Origin of the sequence: Paenibacillus sp. PL2-23 (genome assembly GCF_040834005.1) — a bacterium.
Lineage (GTDB): Bacteria > Bacillota > Bacilli > Paenibacillales > Paenibacillaceae > Pristimantibacillus.
In genome coordinates this window covers 4,149,733-4,165,129 of sequence record NZ_CP162129.1, presented here as the reverse complement: position 1 = coordinate 4,165,129, position 15,397 = coordinate 4,149,733, and the positions used below count along the sequence as shown (strand labels likewise).

General features: G+C 52.3%; 13 protein-coding genes. 8 read left to right on the top strand and 5 right to left on the bottom strand.

Annotated features, from left to right (window positions below; translation table 11 throughout):
- Window positions 1-40: 40 nt before the first annotated feature.
- The gene (locus AB1S56_RS18295) at window positions 41-2,281 is read right to left on the bottom strand and encodes an AraC family transcriptional regulator (protein WP_340868451.1); all 2,241 of its coding nucleotides are present in this window, start codon (window positions 2,279-2,281) and stop codon (window positions 41-43) included.
- A 338-nt stretch (window positions 2,282-2,619) separates the two neighbouring features.
- On the opposite strand from AB1S56_RS18295, the gene AB1S56_RS18290 reads away from it, so the two are divergent.
- From AB1S56_RS18290 to AB1S56_RS18280, 3 genes are read left to right on the top strand one after another with little or no spacing between them, the layout of a single operon-like run.
- Complete coding sequence (locus tag AB1S56_RS18290) at window positions 2,620-3,543, top strand: ABC transporter permease subunit (protein ID WP_340868449.1); 924 nt, start codon at window positions 2,620-2,622, stop codon at window positions 3,541-3,543.
- 13 nt (window positions 3,544-3,556) lie between these two features.
- Window positions 3,557-4,450, top strand: coding sequence for a carbohydrate ABC transporter permease (locus tag AB1S56_RS18285; protein ID WP_340868447.1), 894 nt, complete (start codon window positions 3,557-3,559; stop codon window positions 4,448-4,450).
- Window positions 4,451-4,506: 56 nt separating this feature from the next.
- Window positions 4,507-6,096, top strand: a complete 1,590-nt coding sequence (locus AB1S56_RS18280) for an extracellular solute-binding protein (protein ID WP_340868445.1) — start codon at window positions 4,507-4,509, stop codon at window positions 6,094-6,096.
- 61 nt (window positions 6,097-6,157) lie between these two features.
- Here the strand turns inward: AB1S56_RS18280 and AB1S56_RS18275 are convergent, their stop codons facing one another.
- Entirely contained in the window at window positions 6,158-7,300 is a 1,143-nt protein-coding gene (locus tag AB1S56_RS18275; RefSeq protein WP_340868444.1) for an acyltransferase domain-containing protein, read from the bottom strand.
- Window positions 7,301-7,613: 313 nt separating this feature from the next.
- The gene (locus AB1S56_RS18270) at window positions 7,614-8,831 is read right to left on the bottom strand and encodes an SEC-C metal-binding domain-containing protein (protein WP_340868443.1); all 1,218 of its coding nucleotides are present in this window, start codon (window positions 8,829-8,831) and stop codon (window positions 7,614-7,616) included.
- 179 nt (window positions 8,832-9,010) lie between these two features.
- Here AB1S56_RS18270 and AB1S56_RS18265 point away from each other — a divergent pair, with 179 nt between their 5' ends.
- Window positions 9,011-9,691, top strand: a complete 681-nt coding sequence (locus AB1S56_RS18265) for an ATP-binding cassette domain-containing protein (protein ID WP_340868442.1) — start codon at window positions 9,011-9,013, stop codon at window positions 9,689-9,691.
- Window positions 9,688-10,446, top strand: coding sequence for an iron export ABC transporter permease subunit FetB (fetB, locus tag AB1S56_RS18260; RefSeq protein WP_340868440.1), 759 nt, complete (start codon window positions 9,688-9,690; stop codon window positions 10,444-10,446). The genes AB1S56_RS18265 and fetB overlap by 4 nt, the downstream gene beginning before the upstream one ends.
- 26 nt (window positions 10,447-10,472) lie before the next feature.
- Here the strand turns inward: fetB and AB1S56_RS18255 are convergent, their stop codons facing one another.
- The gene (locus AB1S56_RS18255; protein WP_340868438.1) at window positions 10,473-10,688 is read right to left on the bottom strand and encodes a hypothetical protein; all 216 of its coding nucleotides are present in this window, start codon (window positions 10,686-10,688) and stop codon (window positions 10,473-10,475) included.
- A gap of 189 nt (window positions 10,689-10,877) precedes the next feature.
- Between AB1S56_RS18255 and AB1S56_RS18250 the strand changes: the two genes are divergently transcribed.
- Window positions 10,878-11,747: a sugar phosphate isomerase/epimerase family protein gene (locus tag AB1S56_RS18250; RefSeq protein WP_340868437.1), complete on the top strand. Its 870-nt coding sequence runs from the start codon at window positions 10,878-10,880 to the stop codon at window positions 11,745-11,747.
- A gap of 100 nt (window positions 11,748-11,847) precedes the next feature.
- Window positions 11,848-12,951: a sporulation protein YunB gene (yunB, locus tag AB1S56_RS18245; RefSeq protein WP_340868436.1), complete on the top strand. Its 1,104-nt coding sequence runs from the start codon at window positions 11,848-11,850 to the stop codon at window positions 12,949-12,951.
- An 88-nt stretch (window positions 12,952-13,039) separates the two neighbouring features.
- On the opposite strand, the gene AB1S56_RS18240 is transcribed toward yunB, so the two are convergent.
- On the bottom strand, window positions 13,040-14,005 hold the full coding sequence (locus AB1S56_RS18240; protein ID WP_340868434.1) for a M23 family metallopeptidase: 966 nt from the start codon (window positions 14,003-14,005) through the stop codon (window positions 13,040-13,042).
- Window positions 14,006-14,337: 332 nt separating this feature from the next.
- Here AB1S56_RS18240 and AB1S56_RS18235 point away from each other — a divergent pair, with 332 nt between their 5' ends.
- Entirely contained in the window at window positions 14,338-15,369 is a 1,032-nt protein-coding gene (locus AB1S56_RS18235; protein WP_340868432.1) for an ABC transporter substrate-binding protein, read from the top strand.
- The last annotated feature ends 28 nt before the right edge of the window (window positions 15,370-15,397 follow it).

Genomic DNA, 15,397 nt, shown 5'->3' with positions numbered 1-15,397 from the left:
GCGCGGACTCGCGCAGGCCTATTCGGCATTTGCCAGGCGGCTAGCTGCCCTGCTGCCTGTCAGAATGGGCGCTTCGGTATTCGGCTGGCGTAACCCCATTCCCTTTTTTGAAGAGGCGATGAAGGTATGAGCTGCTGGTGTAGCCCACCTGCTCTGCGATATCCGATATGGATAGATCGGTGCTGCCGAGAAGCTCCTTCGCCTTGCTGATCCGAACCTGGTTGATCATATCGACGATCGTCGTCATCGTCTGTTGGCGGTAGATGCGGCTAATGTGATAGGTCGACATGTCAAGCTGCTCCGCGATAAAGTTCAGGCTGAGATTGGGATCGGCATAACGGGTTTCAATCATGCCCGTAATACGCAATATTAAATCCTCCTGCTTGCTGCTTCGCTTGGCGACAATCGTCTCCCTCAGCTCCTCAAAAAAACAGTGATAACCCTGAATCATCTCCGCAAGCGTCTCGAATTGCTCAAATCTGGGCGGAGACAGCTGCAGCGGAGCGCCAAAGCGGGTCAGCCCGTTCCGCTCAATTTCGGCAAGCATATTGCCCAGGGAAACGGATATATGCGCGGATGCGGATTGTACAACCGAAATGGGATAAGAGGCCGTTCCGCTCAGGATATCCTCAAGGTGGCTCTTGGCCTCATCGATTTTGCTGGCCAGCAGCGCATCCAGCATCCGTTTTTCTTTGGCAACGGGGAACGCGTATTTGGCAACAGGCTCAAGCCGCAGCTCACTCGTCTCCAAGATACATGCGCGACCGCGGAAGAAGCGGTGCAGCGTTGCTTCCTTGGCTAGCTTGTATGCGTCGTGCAGCTCCTCCGGACGGCTAGTAGAAGGAGTGACGGCAATCGTCAATCCCATTCGAATAAACTCCATACAAGCGTTCTGGATTTCGAGCAGCATATCTCTGACGGGCTCCATCTCCGAGCCGCTGTGCTCGGGGAGGTTCATTAGCAGCAGAATGCCGTCCTCGCCCAAATCCACAGCATCCACGCCATATTGCCTGGAACTGATCTCGGTCGCGATGTTCATTATGGCGAATTTGTAGGTGACCAGATCCTTCGATTGCAGCGATTCGCTCTCTTTGTATCCATCCAGTCTCATATAGGCAAGCCTGTACGGCTTCGTGAAATCGAAGGCTATTCCGATTCTTTTCAGCTTCTCCAGCTGCACCTGCGGGTTGAAATCCTGAATTTGAATAAGCTTAATCAGCGCATTCTGCCGGATCGCATAGCTGGTATTCCGCCTCTCCGATTCAAGATCGGCAACTCTCGATTCCATCTGATTGATCGGCGCGTACAGGTAGCGCGATACCACCCATGAGAGCAGGAGACCGGTTATCAGAATAAGCGAAGCAAGCTGGAGCGTTTTGGAGCGCAGCTCCGTCATCTCCTTCACGACCTCCTCATAAGGCGTCATACGGACGTATTGCCAGCCATACAGATCCGAGGATGTATGGGAGAGGAGCATCTTGGTTCCCTGCAGCTGTGTAATACGGAAGCCGGCCTCCTCCTTTTGGATGGAGGCTTGAATCCATGACGCGTCGTTCGCATCGAGAGCAGAGGCCTGAAGATCGTTGACGGATCGAATCGTGTCCTGATCGTCGATCAGGAAGGTTCGCCCGCTGGCGCTGCTTCCAAGCTCACGGTTGACCCACTCCGCCGATACATTCACGATGACGGCAGAATTGATCTTCTGCTCCAAACCAATGGCATCATAGCAGAGATAGGTATAGACAGCCGTTTGCTCCGGAAATCGAGTCGATGGCAGGATGGTTCTGGGAATGGGGGCGAAGGGCCGATACTGCTGGTAATCCGCGAGTACCGAGGCAATGGATTCATCCATCAGCTCGTCTTCGCCGATGATGCCCCGTTGTCCATTCTGTGCGGCAATATAATAGCGCTCCTGCGCCGGATTGTATACGTAGATGGAATGAATGAAGGGCATCGACGACAAATAATTGCCGAGATCGATCATGGCGGCCTGCACGTCGAAGGCGTTCGGGTCGCTGTAGTACAGAATTTTGGCAATGGAGCTGTTGCGGTAGATCTGAAAGGATACGGTCTGCGCGCTTTCCGTTGTCTTGGCAACCGTTCGACTGGTCTGCTGCAGATTCCGCAGGTCCGATTCGAATGCCTTCTCCTGGAGAATACGCGAGAACGCAAAAAAGTACACAAAGGAGCTTGCCATGAGAAACAAAGAGATGCTGACGGTGATGCCAAGCAATAAACGAATGTACAGTCTGCCGTTTCTTTTAAATGAAAAAAAACGCAATTTCAATCGCCTCCCCGCTTGCATGCCTTCTGCCGTTCAAACTGTTGATCTCCATTATAGCCTCGCGTAAGCGATTGCAAAATAGGAGCATAGTTGTTTGAATGTACAAATTTGCGATTTTTGCAGTGAACAATGCTGAGATTGCTGTACAAATATGCGATTGAAGGCCAGTCCTACCGCTTGTTGTCACTGTCCAGCAAAGTCATGATCGTTCACTTCACGAATGTCCGAATACTTCAGAGGTGAACGGGATTTTCACTATTCAGCAGATTGGCCGTCCTCTATAGTTAGCCTCAACAAGCTCAGGCTTAATCCAATCCGGAGGAGGGAACCTCACTATGCTACGCACAAAAGGAGTAATCAGAGAGCTTTACAGGAACCGCATCCTGCTGCTGATGCTCCTGCCCACGCTGCTGTACTTCCTAATTAACAACTACCTTCCCATGATCGGCATCTATTACGCGTTTGTGCAGTTTGACTTTAATTTCAATCTGTTCAAGATGGATTTCGTCGGACTGCAGAACTTCGAATTCTTATGGAAGTCGGGCAAGCTGATGGAGCTGACGCTCAATACGATCGGCTACAACATCGCGTTCCTCGTCCTCGTCAATGTTCTATCGATAACGGTAGCCGTGCTGCTCAGCGAGATTAGAGGCAAATGGTTCAAGAAGGTGACGCAGTCCGTGCTGTTCCTGCCGTACTTCGTATCCTTTGTTATCTTAAGCGTCATCGTATTCAATTTGTTCAACTACGAGCAGGGCGTCCTGAATACGGTGCTGCAGCAATTCGGCGCGGAACCAGTCGACGTCTACAGCAAGCCGAAGCTGTGGATTCTGTTCATTATCCTCTTCTATCTATGGAAGAACTTTGGTTACAGCATGGTCATCTATCTGGCGGCTATAACAGGGATCAGCGAGGAGTATTACGAGGCCGCCAAGATTGATGGCGCGAATATCTTCCAAAGATCCTGGCATATCACGGTACCGATGCTGAAGACAACGTTCGTCATTCTGCTGCTGTTCGCGCTCGGCAGCATCATGAAGGGGCAGTTCGATCTGTTCTATCAGATGGTTGGCAACAATGGCCTCCTCTACAGCACGACGGACATTCTCGATACGTATGTGTACCGCTCGATGAGGGTGACCTTCGATATGGGGATGGCGACAGCCGCCGGCGTGTATCAGTCGATCTTCGGCTTCACGCTTATTATGATCGTAAACGCCGTTATTCGCAGAATCAACAAGGACTACGCGTTATTCTAGGAGGGCATCCATTGTGAAAATTAGGGAAGACAGCGCCACCAAATGGTTTCGACTGCTGGCCTACACCGTTGTGCTGGCGGGAAGTATCGCCTGCATCCTGCCATTCGTCTTAATCTTATCGGCTTCCTTCACCAGCAACGAATCCATTCTTCAGGAGGGCTATGGGCTAATCCCGCCCAAGTTCTCATTGGAAGGCTACGAGATCATCTTCCGTATTCCCGGAGACGTGCTGCGCGCTTATGGCGTCACTACGTTCACGACGATTGTCGGCACGACGATTGGACTCCTGCTTATGACAATGGCGGGATACGTATTGCAGCGCAAGGACTTCAAGTACCGCAACCTGTTTTCGTTCCTGATCTATTTCACGACGCTGTTCGGGGGCGGACTTGTTCCTTATTATATGCTGATTACGAACTACATGAAGTTTACGGACACGATGTACGCTTTGATCTGGCCTTCGCTCATGTCGCCGTTCCTTATTATATTGATGAGGAGCTTCATTAACTCCGCTATACCGGATGAGGTCATCGAATCCGCGAAGATAGACGGAGCCAATGACTTCACTATTTATTACCGCGTGGTGCTGCCGCTGGCGATACCCGGTCTTGCGACTGTTGGTTTGTTCCTGGCGCTGCATTATTGGAATGACTGGTTCTCGTCCGCGCTGTTCATTAATGACGCGGCCAAGTATCAGCTGCAATTCTATCTCTACAATATCATCAACACCTCGATGTTCCTGAACAGCATCGGAGCGGGCGCCGGCGTCGTTTTGTCGGAGGGCGTTCCGTCCGAGTCCATGAAGATGGCGATGGCTATCGTCGTAACGGGGCCGATTCTGCTGCTGTATCCGTTTATCCAGCGTTATTTTGTGAAAGGGCTTACGATTGGCGCGGTAAAAGGTTAGAACTTGCCCCTGCGGCATGCTAACATAAATATGCGGGAAGAAAAGGGAGGATTCACATGTTGGGGAAATCGAAAAAAATGACATGTCTCATGCTGGCGTTCGTGCTGCTGCTATCTGTTCTGGCTGCATGCTCCAGCAACAACAACGGTGGCAATGGCGGCAACAGCTCGGCGAAGCCAAGCGAGTCTGCTTCTCCTTCGGCCAGCTCTGCGGCCAAAGAAGAGCCAGCAGGCCTTGATACGTCGAAGAAGGTGGAGCTGCAATTCTACATGCTTGGCAATGCGCCGAAGGATCTGCCCAAGATCGAAGCGGAGATTAACAAGATGGCTCTGGAGGATCTTAACGCAACCGTCAAGTTCAACTACACCACATGGACGGATTGGGATCAGAAATATAAGCTGCTGCTCTCCACCGGGCAGGCTGTTGACCTGATCTTCACCGCGGAGTGGACGCAGTACCAGCAATATTCGAAGAAAGGCGCGTTCCTGCCGCTTGAGGATCTATTGCCCAAGGCTGCGCCGACGCTGTATGAATTTGTACCGCAGGATATGTGGGACGCGGTTAAGATCGACGGCCACATCTACACTGTGCCTGCAACATACAAGGAATACGTGACAAATGGCTTTGTCTGGCGGGAGGATCTGCGCGCCAAACATAATCTGCCGAAGCCGGTCGATATCCCGACGCTGGAAGCGTATTTGGACGGCATCAAAAAAAATGAACCCGGCATCCAACCGATCGCGATCGGCGCGGGCATTGACGGGGCATTATCTGACGTATATCTGGAGTTCTATCGCAAGTGGGTTGGCGCCATGTCGTATGGTATGATCGCGCCTTACGCCGATCCGGCCAACATTACGTCCTACTGGGGTTCCCCGGAGCATCTGGAGGATCTGCAGACGTTCAAGCGTTGGGCGGACAACGGTTACTTCTCCAAAAACGAGCTGAACGAAACGGAAGGCAGCCAGGATAAGCTGGCGAACGGCACGGCGGCGGCGATGCTTGGCGATAACCCGACTCGCTACAACAGCACGCTGAACAAGATGAAGTCGGTGCATCCGGAGTGGGATCTCGGCTATCACCCGTTTGGTCTGACGAACGGCTATGCGACGCCGGTGCATCCGATCCACAACGGCTTCGCCGTTCCGAAGAACAGCAAAAACGCGGAGCGCGCGCTGGCCTTCTACGAGAAGATGGTTACGGACAAACGTTATAATCTGCTGACGCAATATGGCTTTGAAGGCGTGAACTATACAGTAGAGAACGGCTATTACAAGATGGTCGGCGATGCCAATACCAACGGCTTCGGACGCGAAGCGATGAACGGATGGGCATGGCGCAATCCAGAATTTATGCTGTTTGAACCAAGCTATGACAACGTTGAGAAGATTTTTGCCGAGCTTGATAAAGTGCAGCAGCCTGATATTTTTACAGGCTTTGCGGAGGATTATACGGAGTACCAGGCGGAGAGAGCCGCACTGGAGCAGGTGGAGAAGCAATACCTGTTCCCGCTGATGGCCGGTCAGGTCGCCGACGTTGAGGCAGGCCTCGCTACCTTCATGGAGAAGGCGAAACAGGCGGGACTCGACAAGGTGCAAGAGGCGTATAAGAAGCAGTGGCTCGCTTATTTGGCTGAGCGGGGCTAAGCAGCGAAGCAATAAAGAGGCCGGTCGGGATGGGTTCCCCGCCGGCCTCTTCTCGTTTTTCTCATTCCTTATAGCTTACATCGCCGAATTCGCCGCATAGGTCAAGAAATACGCCGTTCATATCAAATATCTCTCTCTCTTCTTGCACATAATCCAATACTTTTTTTCTTAATGACGTATCAGCGACCGCATCCTTGACCTCGGTCAACTCATTAAATACGAAGTTCCATAAGAAACGAACCGAGCCTGCGGTCGGATACAGATAGAATTGCTTCTGAAACCGGATAATATTGCTTGATGAAGAAAGCATATCCCGCAGCTGAGGCGTAAATAGCCACGTATGGCATACCATCCCCTTACACTTGATCTCTGGAAAGTAAGCTGCAAAAAAATGCTTGGCCTCCGCGTAGGAGGCTTTGACGCTCTCCATATCGAAGGCGGCATCTCTTGGGATATGAATTTCGAGCAAGCTGTCATCCTTGTCCAGCACCTTCGCCCATTCGTCTTTCCTCAGCGTAACCTGCTCACGCAGGCCCTTGCCAATAGGGGTTACAGGATGCCCCCGATAATAATCCTCGGTCTCCTCGTATACCGTCACGAACCCGTCGGTCGTCTTCTCCTTCTGGCAGACGCCCTGCATATCGCCGTTGGCTCTTAGCTCCATGCCGGGGCCGCATAAGAGCAGGAAGGCGTCTTGCTCAGCGTTGTAAAAGCCTTTGACGATCCCTGAAAACTTCGTTTCTATATATTGCATGCTGCCGAGACGGAACATTCTTGCTTCCAGATGCCGCCATATCCAGCTGAAATTACGTATGGCATAGTAGCCGACCAGATGATAGGCGTTCTGCACCCATACCCCGATATCCCGCATTGTCTCCACAAATAGAGCGTCGCTGAGTCCTCGTTCGGCATACCTCTGCTCCGCGAGAGGCAGCCGCTGCAGCGCCGCATGCAAATAGAACAAGGAAGCTTCATCTCCGAACACTTCCGTCACGTAAGGATCTATCGTTAAAGGCTCCCAGACCGTCGTCCAATGGCCGCTCTCTATTTCATGGCGATAGAAGGCTTCATAAATGTCATAAAGCTTCTGATCCTGGTTAATAGCACCCGCGATTTGCACCAGTATGGCAGTCGCACCCTCTGGCATTAGAATTTTCCTGCAGTAATGCTCGGTTACCTCCTCGGATAATAACAACAGTTCCATGGCGCACCCCTTTAAGTTCAGTCCATGAGTAATGTTCGCCTTAGCTGAAGCAATTCCTGCCTGATTAAGCTTGAAATAACCGCAGATGTTCAGTCCTATTCCAATTGTTAAGCGCCAAATCGCATGGGAATCGAAAGAAGGGGCTGTCCCCCAAAGTCATCACGAGATGACTGGAGGACAGCCCCTTTTCGTTTTTTTTTTCACAATAGAATGTATAAGTTTTCGAGCATTCGAAAACGGAAATTCTATTTGGCGATAAATCCTACATCTAAACGCGGTCGCTCATCTTTGAAAGGCCTCGATAGAGGATTTCTCACCCGCCGCAGCATTTCTTATACTTCTTGCCGCTGCCGCATGGGCAGGGCTCGTTCCGTCCAACCTTATTGCCCGTAGGGAAGTTGACGACATTGGATGGAGCAGCCTTGCGGACTGGAGGAGACGCCAAAGGTCCAACCCCATTTGAGGCGGCAAACTCGTCTGGGGAATATCCCTTCAGATGCCACTTGCGCGTCTGATTCATAAGTGGAATCAAGGCTCCCATGAACCGTTCCATGATTCGTTTTTCAAATTCAATAATGAGCCCCAGCTCATCTATTACGTCTTGCATGGAGAAGCCGGCTTGAATGCTTGAGACACACTCGTCCGCAACCTCGCCTGCTTCTTCAGGTGACATATCGAAATGGGTCGACAGGAATGCGGCGAACGCTTGATGAGCAGGAGTGCGGTCCACGAAATCAACCTCGCCTGCTTGAAGCAGCTGTTCCTTCGTGAACGGATAATAATCCAGGGTTGGTCTAAGCTTCTGCTCGTCCCAGATATGCCCCTCATCAGAGACCGAAATGTAGCGGAAGATACCGTCCTCGACATAATAGTCATAAAGATCGGAATACATCAACACAATGGATGCCATATCAGAGCTGTCCTGCTCGCCGATATACTTCTTAATAAGCTTGGCGAAATCCTCCGGGGTCAGCGCCCCGTAATAATAGAGCAAGCCTTGCGTCAGCTTGCACCATTCCGTATTGCGTGCCACGATAGAACGATAGGCTGGCGTATCAATAGCCTTGAACGCTTGCTGCAGCTCTGCCGGCATAACAAGCGACTTCGCTCCATTTATACTGCCCGTATAGATGAACCCTAGATCAACGAAGTCACTGAAGAGATAAGGGTTAAATTCCTTCTCCTCCAGGGACACAACCCCGTTACTGTTAACCAGGCTCGATGTAAAAGCATAACGCCGCTCCTCCAGCCGATCGAAATAATAGGGGGCTTGCTCCACAATGCCTTTAGCGAGCACCTCGACCAGCTCATCCTTCTTCAGGCTGCTGACCCCTTTTATCTCCAAATTCGTACGGATGACGTTCAGGTCGTCTTTTGTCAGCCGGGACAAGCCTTGCGTCAGTGAAATGGACGGCGAAATGGGCTTGAATCGCTTTTCTGCCCACTTCGCTGCCGATTTATCGATATCCTCCTGCAAGTTATCGAACACTTTCAGTATTTGTTCTTCATCCGATTTCAACATCTTAGTCATACTAATTTGAACTCTCCTTGCCAAACAATGTATAGCCTGTATCAAGACTTCATTCCATTCTACCACAGGTGAGAGCTTTATGCCTTGTCGCTCGCGGGTAATTGCCTTTTTTTGCAAATCTACTTAAGAAGCGGTATGTTCAGAAAGAGAAAAACAGGAAATAACAGGTGGTGACGGAAATGGGATCGTTATTTGAAATCGACAGCTTGAGCAAGCGCCTGCCTCCCGATGCAGAGGGGAGAGAGCGCATCTTGTTCAGCGGCCTGACCGCGGTAATCCATGAGCCCGTCAGTATCGCGATTACGGGTGCTTCCGGACAAGGGAAAAGCACGCTGCTTCGTATGCTCGCCTGTATGGAAGCTGTGGAGGAAGGCGATTTGCGGCTGCAGGGGAAGACGTTCCGGCAATGGGATCTGAGGCAATGGCGGCAAAAGGTATGTTACGTGGCGCAGCAGCCTGTCATGCTGCCTGGAACAGTAGACGATAATTTGCGAATCGTCAGCAAGCTGCATGGCAAGCCGTTCGATGAGAGCTTTGCTTATGGCTTGCTTGAGCGCTGCGGCCTTGAGGGAGGGCAGCTGTCAAAGCCAGCCTCGGAGCTATCGGGAGGGGAGAAGCAGCGACTCGCATTGGTGCGGTCATTGCTGCTGCGTCCTCTGATGCTGCTGCTTGACGAGGTGACGGCTTCACTCGATGAAGAAAACGGCAGGCGTGTGGAGGAGCTGCTGCTGGAGCGCCAGCGTTCCGAAGGCTTGACGCTGATCTGGGTGACTCATCAACCGGAGCAGGCGCAGCGGGCAGCCACGTTGCATTGGACGCTGGCTAATGGGCACTTAACGGTGTCGGAGGTAGCCCGATGACTTTAATGGCGCTCAGCTTCACTCTTGTATTTGTGTTAATCACCATGTTTGTGTCCTTCTGGAAGAAGCTTGGATTGGAGAAAAGCATCGCCGTAGGCTGCATCCGGGCAGCCGTCCAGCTTCTGGCTATTGGTTATGTGCTGCATTATGTGTTTGGGACCGATCATTTCGGCATGCTAGTGGTCATTATTGTGATCATGATCGCTGTCGCTTCGTGGAACGCAGCGAAGCGGGGAGCTGGCATGGAGGGGGTATTCTGGCGGATCGCGTTAACCATTGCGGCGATGGAAGCATTTATGATGTTGTTCCTACTGGGACTCGGCATCATTGAGCCGAAGCCGCAATATATCATTCCACTCAGCGGTATGACCATCGGCAACGCTATGATTGTAGCGGGCCTCTTCACCACATCGGTCAAGCGCGAGCTTGTCAGCTCTAGAGGGGAGATTGAAACGCTGCTGGCGCTTGGCGCATCCACGGGTCAAGCGCTGCAGGGCGCGATGAAGCGGGCCGTGCGGTTCAGCATGATTCCAACAATCGACAGTCTGAAGACAGTGGGACTTGTTCAGCTGCCGGGTATGATGACGGGCATGATTATCGCTGGAGCGGACCCTGTTGAAGCGGTTCGGTATCAGATTCTCATCCTGTTCTCACATACCGCATCAGCGGCGATGACGAGCATGCTGCTCAGCATGCTGTATCCCAAGCTGCTGATGACGAGCGACATGCGCATCCGACAGCTGCCGGAGGAGTAGCGGATAACAACCATTCTTGCTTGCCGCTATCTCTTCCTCAGATCAAAAAACTCACATGCCGCGCGCGTATGGTACATAAGGTCGCTTACGCTGGATTGCGTGACGACCGTATTCTCGTCGAAGCGTACGAGGACGGAGCTGGCGTCAACGATCTGATTATCCCGGAACACGCGGATGCGGGTTCCCTTGTCCAGCGCTTCCTGAAAGTCAGCGTCGGTCAGCAGCTTGCGGTTCAACGACATTGGTAAGCCCCTCTCGTTTCTGTAGATGACGGCTGGCGAGCTGCCTGCCGTTGCTGCCCTCTAGTCTAGCGCAAATACGCGTATTGAACAACCACAGTCAAATGACAGTGGACATCAGGCAAAGCGCAACCAAGCTATCCGCCCGCGCGCATGTTAAGATGAGAACAAACGGGCAAAGGAGATGGAACAATGAAATACGCAGTTTTTACAGTGATGACACCGGACTGCTCGCTGGAGCGAACAGCGCAGTTGCTTAAGGAATATGGATATGATGGCGTGGAATGGCGCTTTACGAATAATAATCCCGCAAAAAAAGACGAGCAGCCTTCCTTCTGGGGCAACAATCTGTCCACGGTAGCGGCAGACTCGACGGAGGATGAGCTGGCTGCAGTTCGCGCATTGATGGATGGGGCGGGACTTGGCGCGCCTAACCTTGCTTCCTATATCGCAAGCGGAGATATCGCCGCGACGGAGCGTGCCATGAAGGCGGCGAAGCAGCTGGGCGCGCCGTCCATTCGCGTCGGCGTACCGGGCTATGACCGGAGCCGCTCCTATATTGATCTATTTTCGGAAGCAAGAGCCTATCTTGAGGAGGCCGATAAGCTGAGCGCAGTCTACGGCGTCAAGGCGATGATCGAGGTGCATCACGGCAATATCGCGTGCAGCGCATCCGCCGCTCGCCGACTCGTCGACGGCTTCGACCCGAACCGAATCGGCGTCATCTACGACCCGGGCAACATGGTGCACGAAGGCTACGAACAGTACAAGATGGGGCTGGAAATATTGGGACCTTATCTGGGACATGTGCATGTAAAAAATGCGGTTTGGCACCGTACCGACGCTCCTGTGCCGTCGACGGAGAGCGGCGAGCACGATCCTCTGTGGCGTTCGCAGTGGGGCGCTCTCAGAGAAGGAGCCGTTCATTGGCCAACGGTTATTAACGCGCTGAAGGCTATTGGCTATGACGGCTGGCTCAGCTTCGAGGATTTCAGCGGTTCGGCCGATACGGAGACGCTGCTGCGCGACAATATCGCTTATATCAAATCATTAGTCGGATAATAGGAAGGCTTGCCTCGAAGGTCGAAGGCAGGCCTTCTTTTTTGTTCCCCTCCTTCATATGAATGATACAACGAAGGACGAGCGGATGGAGGGATGACGTATGGCCAAATGGGGGAAGAAGGGCTGGGGCTTTCGGGCAGGAAGAAGCTGGGGCTCCTTCCGGAGGGTGAAAAAAATGAGCTGGGGGAGCTCCGGCGCAAGACCATCCAGCTCGGGGGGCTCTGGCGCGAGGTGGGGCTCCGGTTCTGGGAGAAGCGTAATGCCGGGCGGGTGGGGAGTGCGGCCATCGGGAGCGAGATCGGGCGGCGGCTGGGGCAAGCGAGGGCCGCTGATCTCCATCAAGCTAGGCAGCGGCTCGCAGGCGAAGGTTTCCTCCTGGGGCGCGAAGCCAAGCGACATCAGGCCGAAGAGAAGGCTCCGGAAGCGCACGCTGCTTTTGCTTATGCTCGTCTGCATGCTCCTGTTTTCCGTGCCTTCTTTCATATTTGTTGAACGCAATCTGAGGCCGCCCCTTATGAATATTGCCAAAGTCAGGGTTAAGCAGGTTGCTACCCAAGCCATCAACAAAGCGATTACAGAGCAGGTGGCCCGGAAGTCCGAATCGGAGAAGCTGATTGATTGGAAGATGAACGGCGATGGCAAAATATCCGGGTTCATGCTTAATTACGCCGAGCATATGAGCATCACTTCGGAGACGATCAACACGGTTCAGAATACGTTCAGCGAAATTAAGGACATCCCGGAAAATATTCCAATTGGCCACGCGCTGAACAGCGCGATTATTTCCTCCTTCGGCCCTAAGGTGCCTGTGAGATTCGAGCCTGTTGGCGCGGTGAAGGTCGAGCTCAGCACTCGGGAACGCAACGCCGCCATTAATATGGTACTCGTCGAGGTCTATATTAAAGTGGTAGCGGAGGTATCCATCATTATTCCGTTCGACTCCGAGCCGGAGCTGGTGGAAACCGAAATTCCGATATCGTATTTGCTTGTTGTCGGCGATGTGCCCATGTATTATTACGACAGCTCGGGCAAGCCGGTAGGAGAAAACGCGCCGGCAGCGCCCAATATCTCGGTGCCGCTCGCGCCTGGAGCCGGCGTGTCCACCAACCCGAACGAAACGTCGCAGGGGGTCGGCAAGTCCGCCCAGGATGCCAATCTGTCGGAAGGGTCTGACGATACGGTGTTTCGGATGGAGTCGGAGTAAGCGAATACCCCATACAGAAAAATCCCGCAGCTTTTATTCAGGCGTAGATGCTTGAATATAAAGCTGCGGTTTTTTTCTAGTTACATTATTAACGCTTGGAGCGAAGACGTTTGCGCTCCTGCTGCTCCCATCTGCGAAGCTGAGGATAGGGATCGAAGGCCCATTCCAGAAGACCGCGATCGATGTAAATGCCGTAATGCAGATGCGGCGGAAATTTGCCGCTTGTCCCCGGCTTGCCGTAGCCGGAGGAGCCTACCCAGCCCACGACCTGGCCGGGTTCGACGATATCGCCGACGTTCAGCCCCTTGTCGAAGCCGGATAGATGAGCGTAGTAATGGTAATGATTGTTTAAGTCGCGAATGCCAATACGCCAGCCGCCGTATTTATTCCACCCCTTAATTTCAATGACGCCGTAGCAGGTGCTTCTAACGGGCGTGCCATGGCCGGCGAATATGTCGGTGCCTTCATGAACGCGCCGGCCGCCCCAGCCCCGCTTGTCTCCCCAGGTGTCCCTGTACGAATAAGAGGACCGAAGAGGCAACGGGAACGCATGCTCGAACAAATCAAGCTTGCCGTAATGCTTGTACAGCTTGGCGAACTGCGAGATGCGCTTGACGGAGCGGCCGTTCCGGTAATATTCCCACAGCCCGATCGGGAATCTCTCGTCGTTCGTGCCTTGCGCGGAAGCGTAAGTAATCAGCGAATAGAGCAGGTCGAAGTCGCTTGAGCGCTCCGCAAGGCCATTGCCGTCTCCATCCCTTCCTATGCCTTGGAACCATGAGATGGAGACCGGCAGCATATCCTCCGTATCGGGGTTCAGCTCCCCAGCCCAGCGCTCGGGCTCAATGAAGACGCCGACCGTCTGGCCTAGCTGAGGGCGCGCCTTGGGGCGCGCTTTGGATATGGTCCTCTCGTATTGGTCAACGGCTGCAATCCAGTACCAATCCACGCCAGTGACGGTGCTCAGATTGTCATACAGCTCACGCCGAATGTCGATTTGGTCTTGGACTTGCCTATTGGTACTAACGAAAGCACCCTTTTGGCTGATGGCCATGGGCTTTGACGCCGCTGCGGTGTGACCAGCAGGACTGAATAGAAGTGATAATGACGTTACTGCGGCTGTCATTGAGAAATAACCCTTACCCTTCACTACTCTCACCCTTTCAAAAGCATGGACGGACATAGAAATATCATTTGCAGGAGTGTGATTTTTATCCATAAAAATGATTTGTTGTTTGCGATTTGATAAGCTGCCTGAACAAATGTATAGTGACGCCATACTACAAATGGTTGTGAATCTTAGATGATTGTGTTGAATTATAGGATTTTAATGCGCTTACATTGAGATTAGAATGAATCTACATTCAAACAAGGGGTGAAGGAATAATGAAAAAGTGGTTGAGTACGTCAATTATTCTAACAATGTTGATTGCAGTGCTCGCGGCATGTGGCGCAGGCTCGAACAACGGCGAATCGAGCGGTTCGAACAAACTGGTGATCTATACGCCGAATAGTGAAGCGATGCTGAATGCGCTAATTCCATCGTTCGAGAAACAGACAGGCATTACGGTGGAGTTGGTATCCGCCGGCAGCGGCGAGCTGATCAAGCGAATTCAGTCGGAGAAAGCAAATCCTTATGCCGACGTTTTATTTGGAGGCGCTTACGCGTTATACAGGGACAATGCAGATCTGTTCGAGGAATACATTTCGCCGAACGATAAGGATTTGATGGAGGGCCATCAGAACAAATGGGGAGTCATGACACCCGTCGTATCGGACGGCAGCGTATTGCTGGTGAACACCAACCTGGCGGGCGACCTTGAAATCAACGGCTATGAAGATCTGTTGAATCCGGCCCTGAAGGGCAAGATTGCGATGGCGGACCCTGCTAACTCCAGCTCGGCCTTTGCACAGCTGACTAACATGCTGAAAGCAATCGGCGGCGACTACACATCCGACGCGGGCTGGGATTACGTAGCCAAGCTGCTGGAGAACATTGACGGTAAAATTGCAGGCAGCTCAAGCAAGGCTCATAAGAGCGTTGCCGACGGTGAATATGTTGTTGCTCTGACTTATGAAGATCCCGCTGTCAGCTATGTGAAGGACGGCGCTCCTGTGAAGGTTGTGTTTCCTAAGGAAGGCGCGGTGTTCCTCGATGCAGGCGCAGGACTCGTGAAAGGCTCCGCCAATCAGGAAAATGCGAAAAAATTCATTGATTATCTGATCTCCAAGGAAGGCCAAGATGCGCTTGGACAACAAACAACAAATCGTCCGCTTCGCGCCAATGCTGCAATCAGTGAATTCATGACGCCCATTGATCAAATTAAAGTGATTGAAGAAGATGTGGCTTATGTTGCAGAAAATAAATCATTGATTGTAGAACGCTACACAGACCTGTTCACCGAAATTACGAAATAAGAGAGTTAAGTACACAGAATAGAAGGGA

What these genes read in the sequence shown, in the direction of transcription:
- fetB (WP_340868440.1), top strand. Translation starts at nt 9,688, where the DNA reads ATGACTTTAATGGCGCTCAGCTTCACTCTTGTATTTGTGTTAATCACC.
- AB1S56_RS18280 (WP_340868445.1), top strand. Translation starts at nt 4,507, where the DNA reads ATGTTGGGGAAATCGAAAAAAATGACATGTCTCATGCTGGCGTTCGTG.
- AB1S56_RS18290 (WP_340868449.1), top strand. Translation starts at nt 2,620, where the DNA reads ATGCTACGCACAAAAGGAGTAATCAGAGAGCTTTACAGGAACCGCATC.
- AB1S56_RS18250 (WP_340868437.1), top strand. Translation starts at nt 10,878, where the DNA reads ATGAAATACGCAGTTTTTACAGTGATGACACCGGACTGCTCGCTGGAG.
- AB1S56_RS18255 (WP_340868438.1), bottom strand. Translation starts at nt 10,688, where the DNA reads ATGTCGTTGAACCGCAAGCTGCTGACCGACGCTGACTTTCAGGAAGCG.
- AB1S56_RS18265 (WP_340868442.1), top strand. Translation starts at nt 9,011, where the DNA reads ATGGGATCGTTATTTGAAATCGACAGCTTGAGCAAGCGCCTGCCTCCC.
- AB1S56_RS18275 (WP_340868444.1), bottom strand. Translation starts at nt 7,300, where the DNA reads ATGGAACTGTTGTTATTATCCGAGGAGGTAACCGAGCATTACTGCAGG.
- AB1S56_RS18240 (WP_340868434.1), bottom strand. Translation starts at nt 14,005, where the DNA reads ATGGCCATCAGCCAAAAGGGTGCTTTCGTTAGTACCAATAGGCAAGTC.
- AB1S56_RS18270 (WP_340868443.1), bottom strand. Translation starts at nt 8,831, where the DNA reads ATGACTAAGATGTTGAAATCGGATGAAGAACAAATACTGAAAGTGTTC.
- yunB (WP_340868436.1), top strand. Translation starts at nt 11,848, where the DNA reads ATGGCCAAATGGGGGAAGAAGGGCTGGGGCTTTCGGGCAGGAAGAAGC.
- AB1S56_RS18235 (WP_340868432.1), top strand. Translation starts at nt 14,338, where the DNA reads ATGAAAAAGTGGTTGAGTACGTCAATTATTCTAACAATGTTGATTGCA.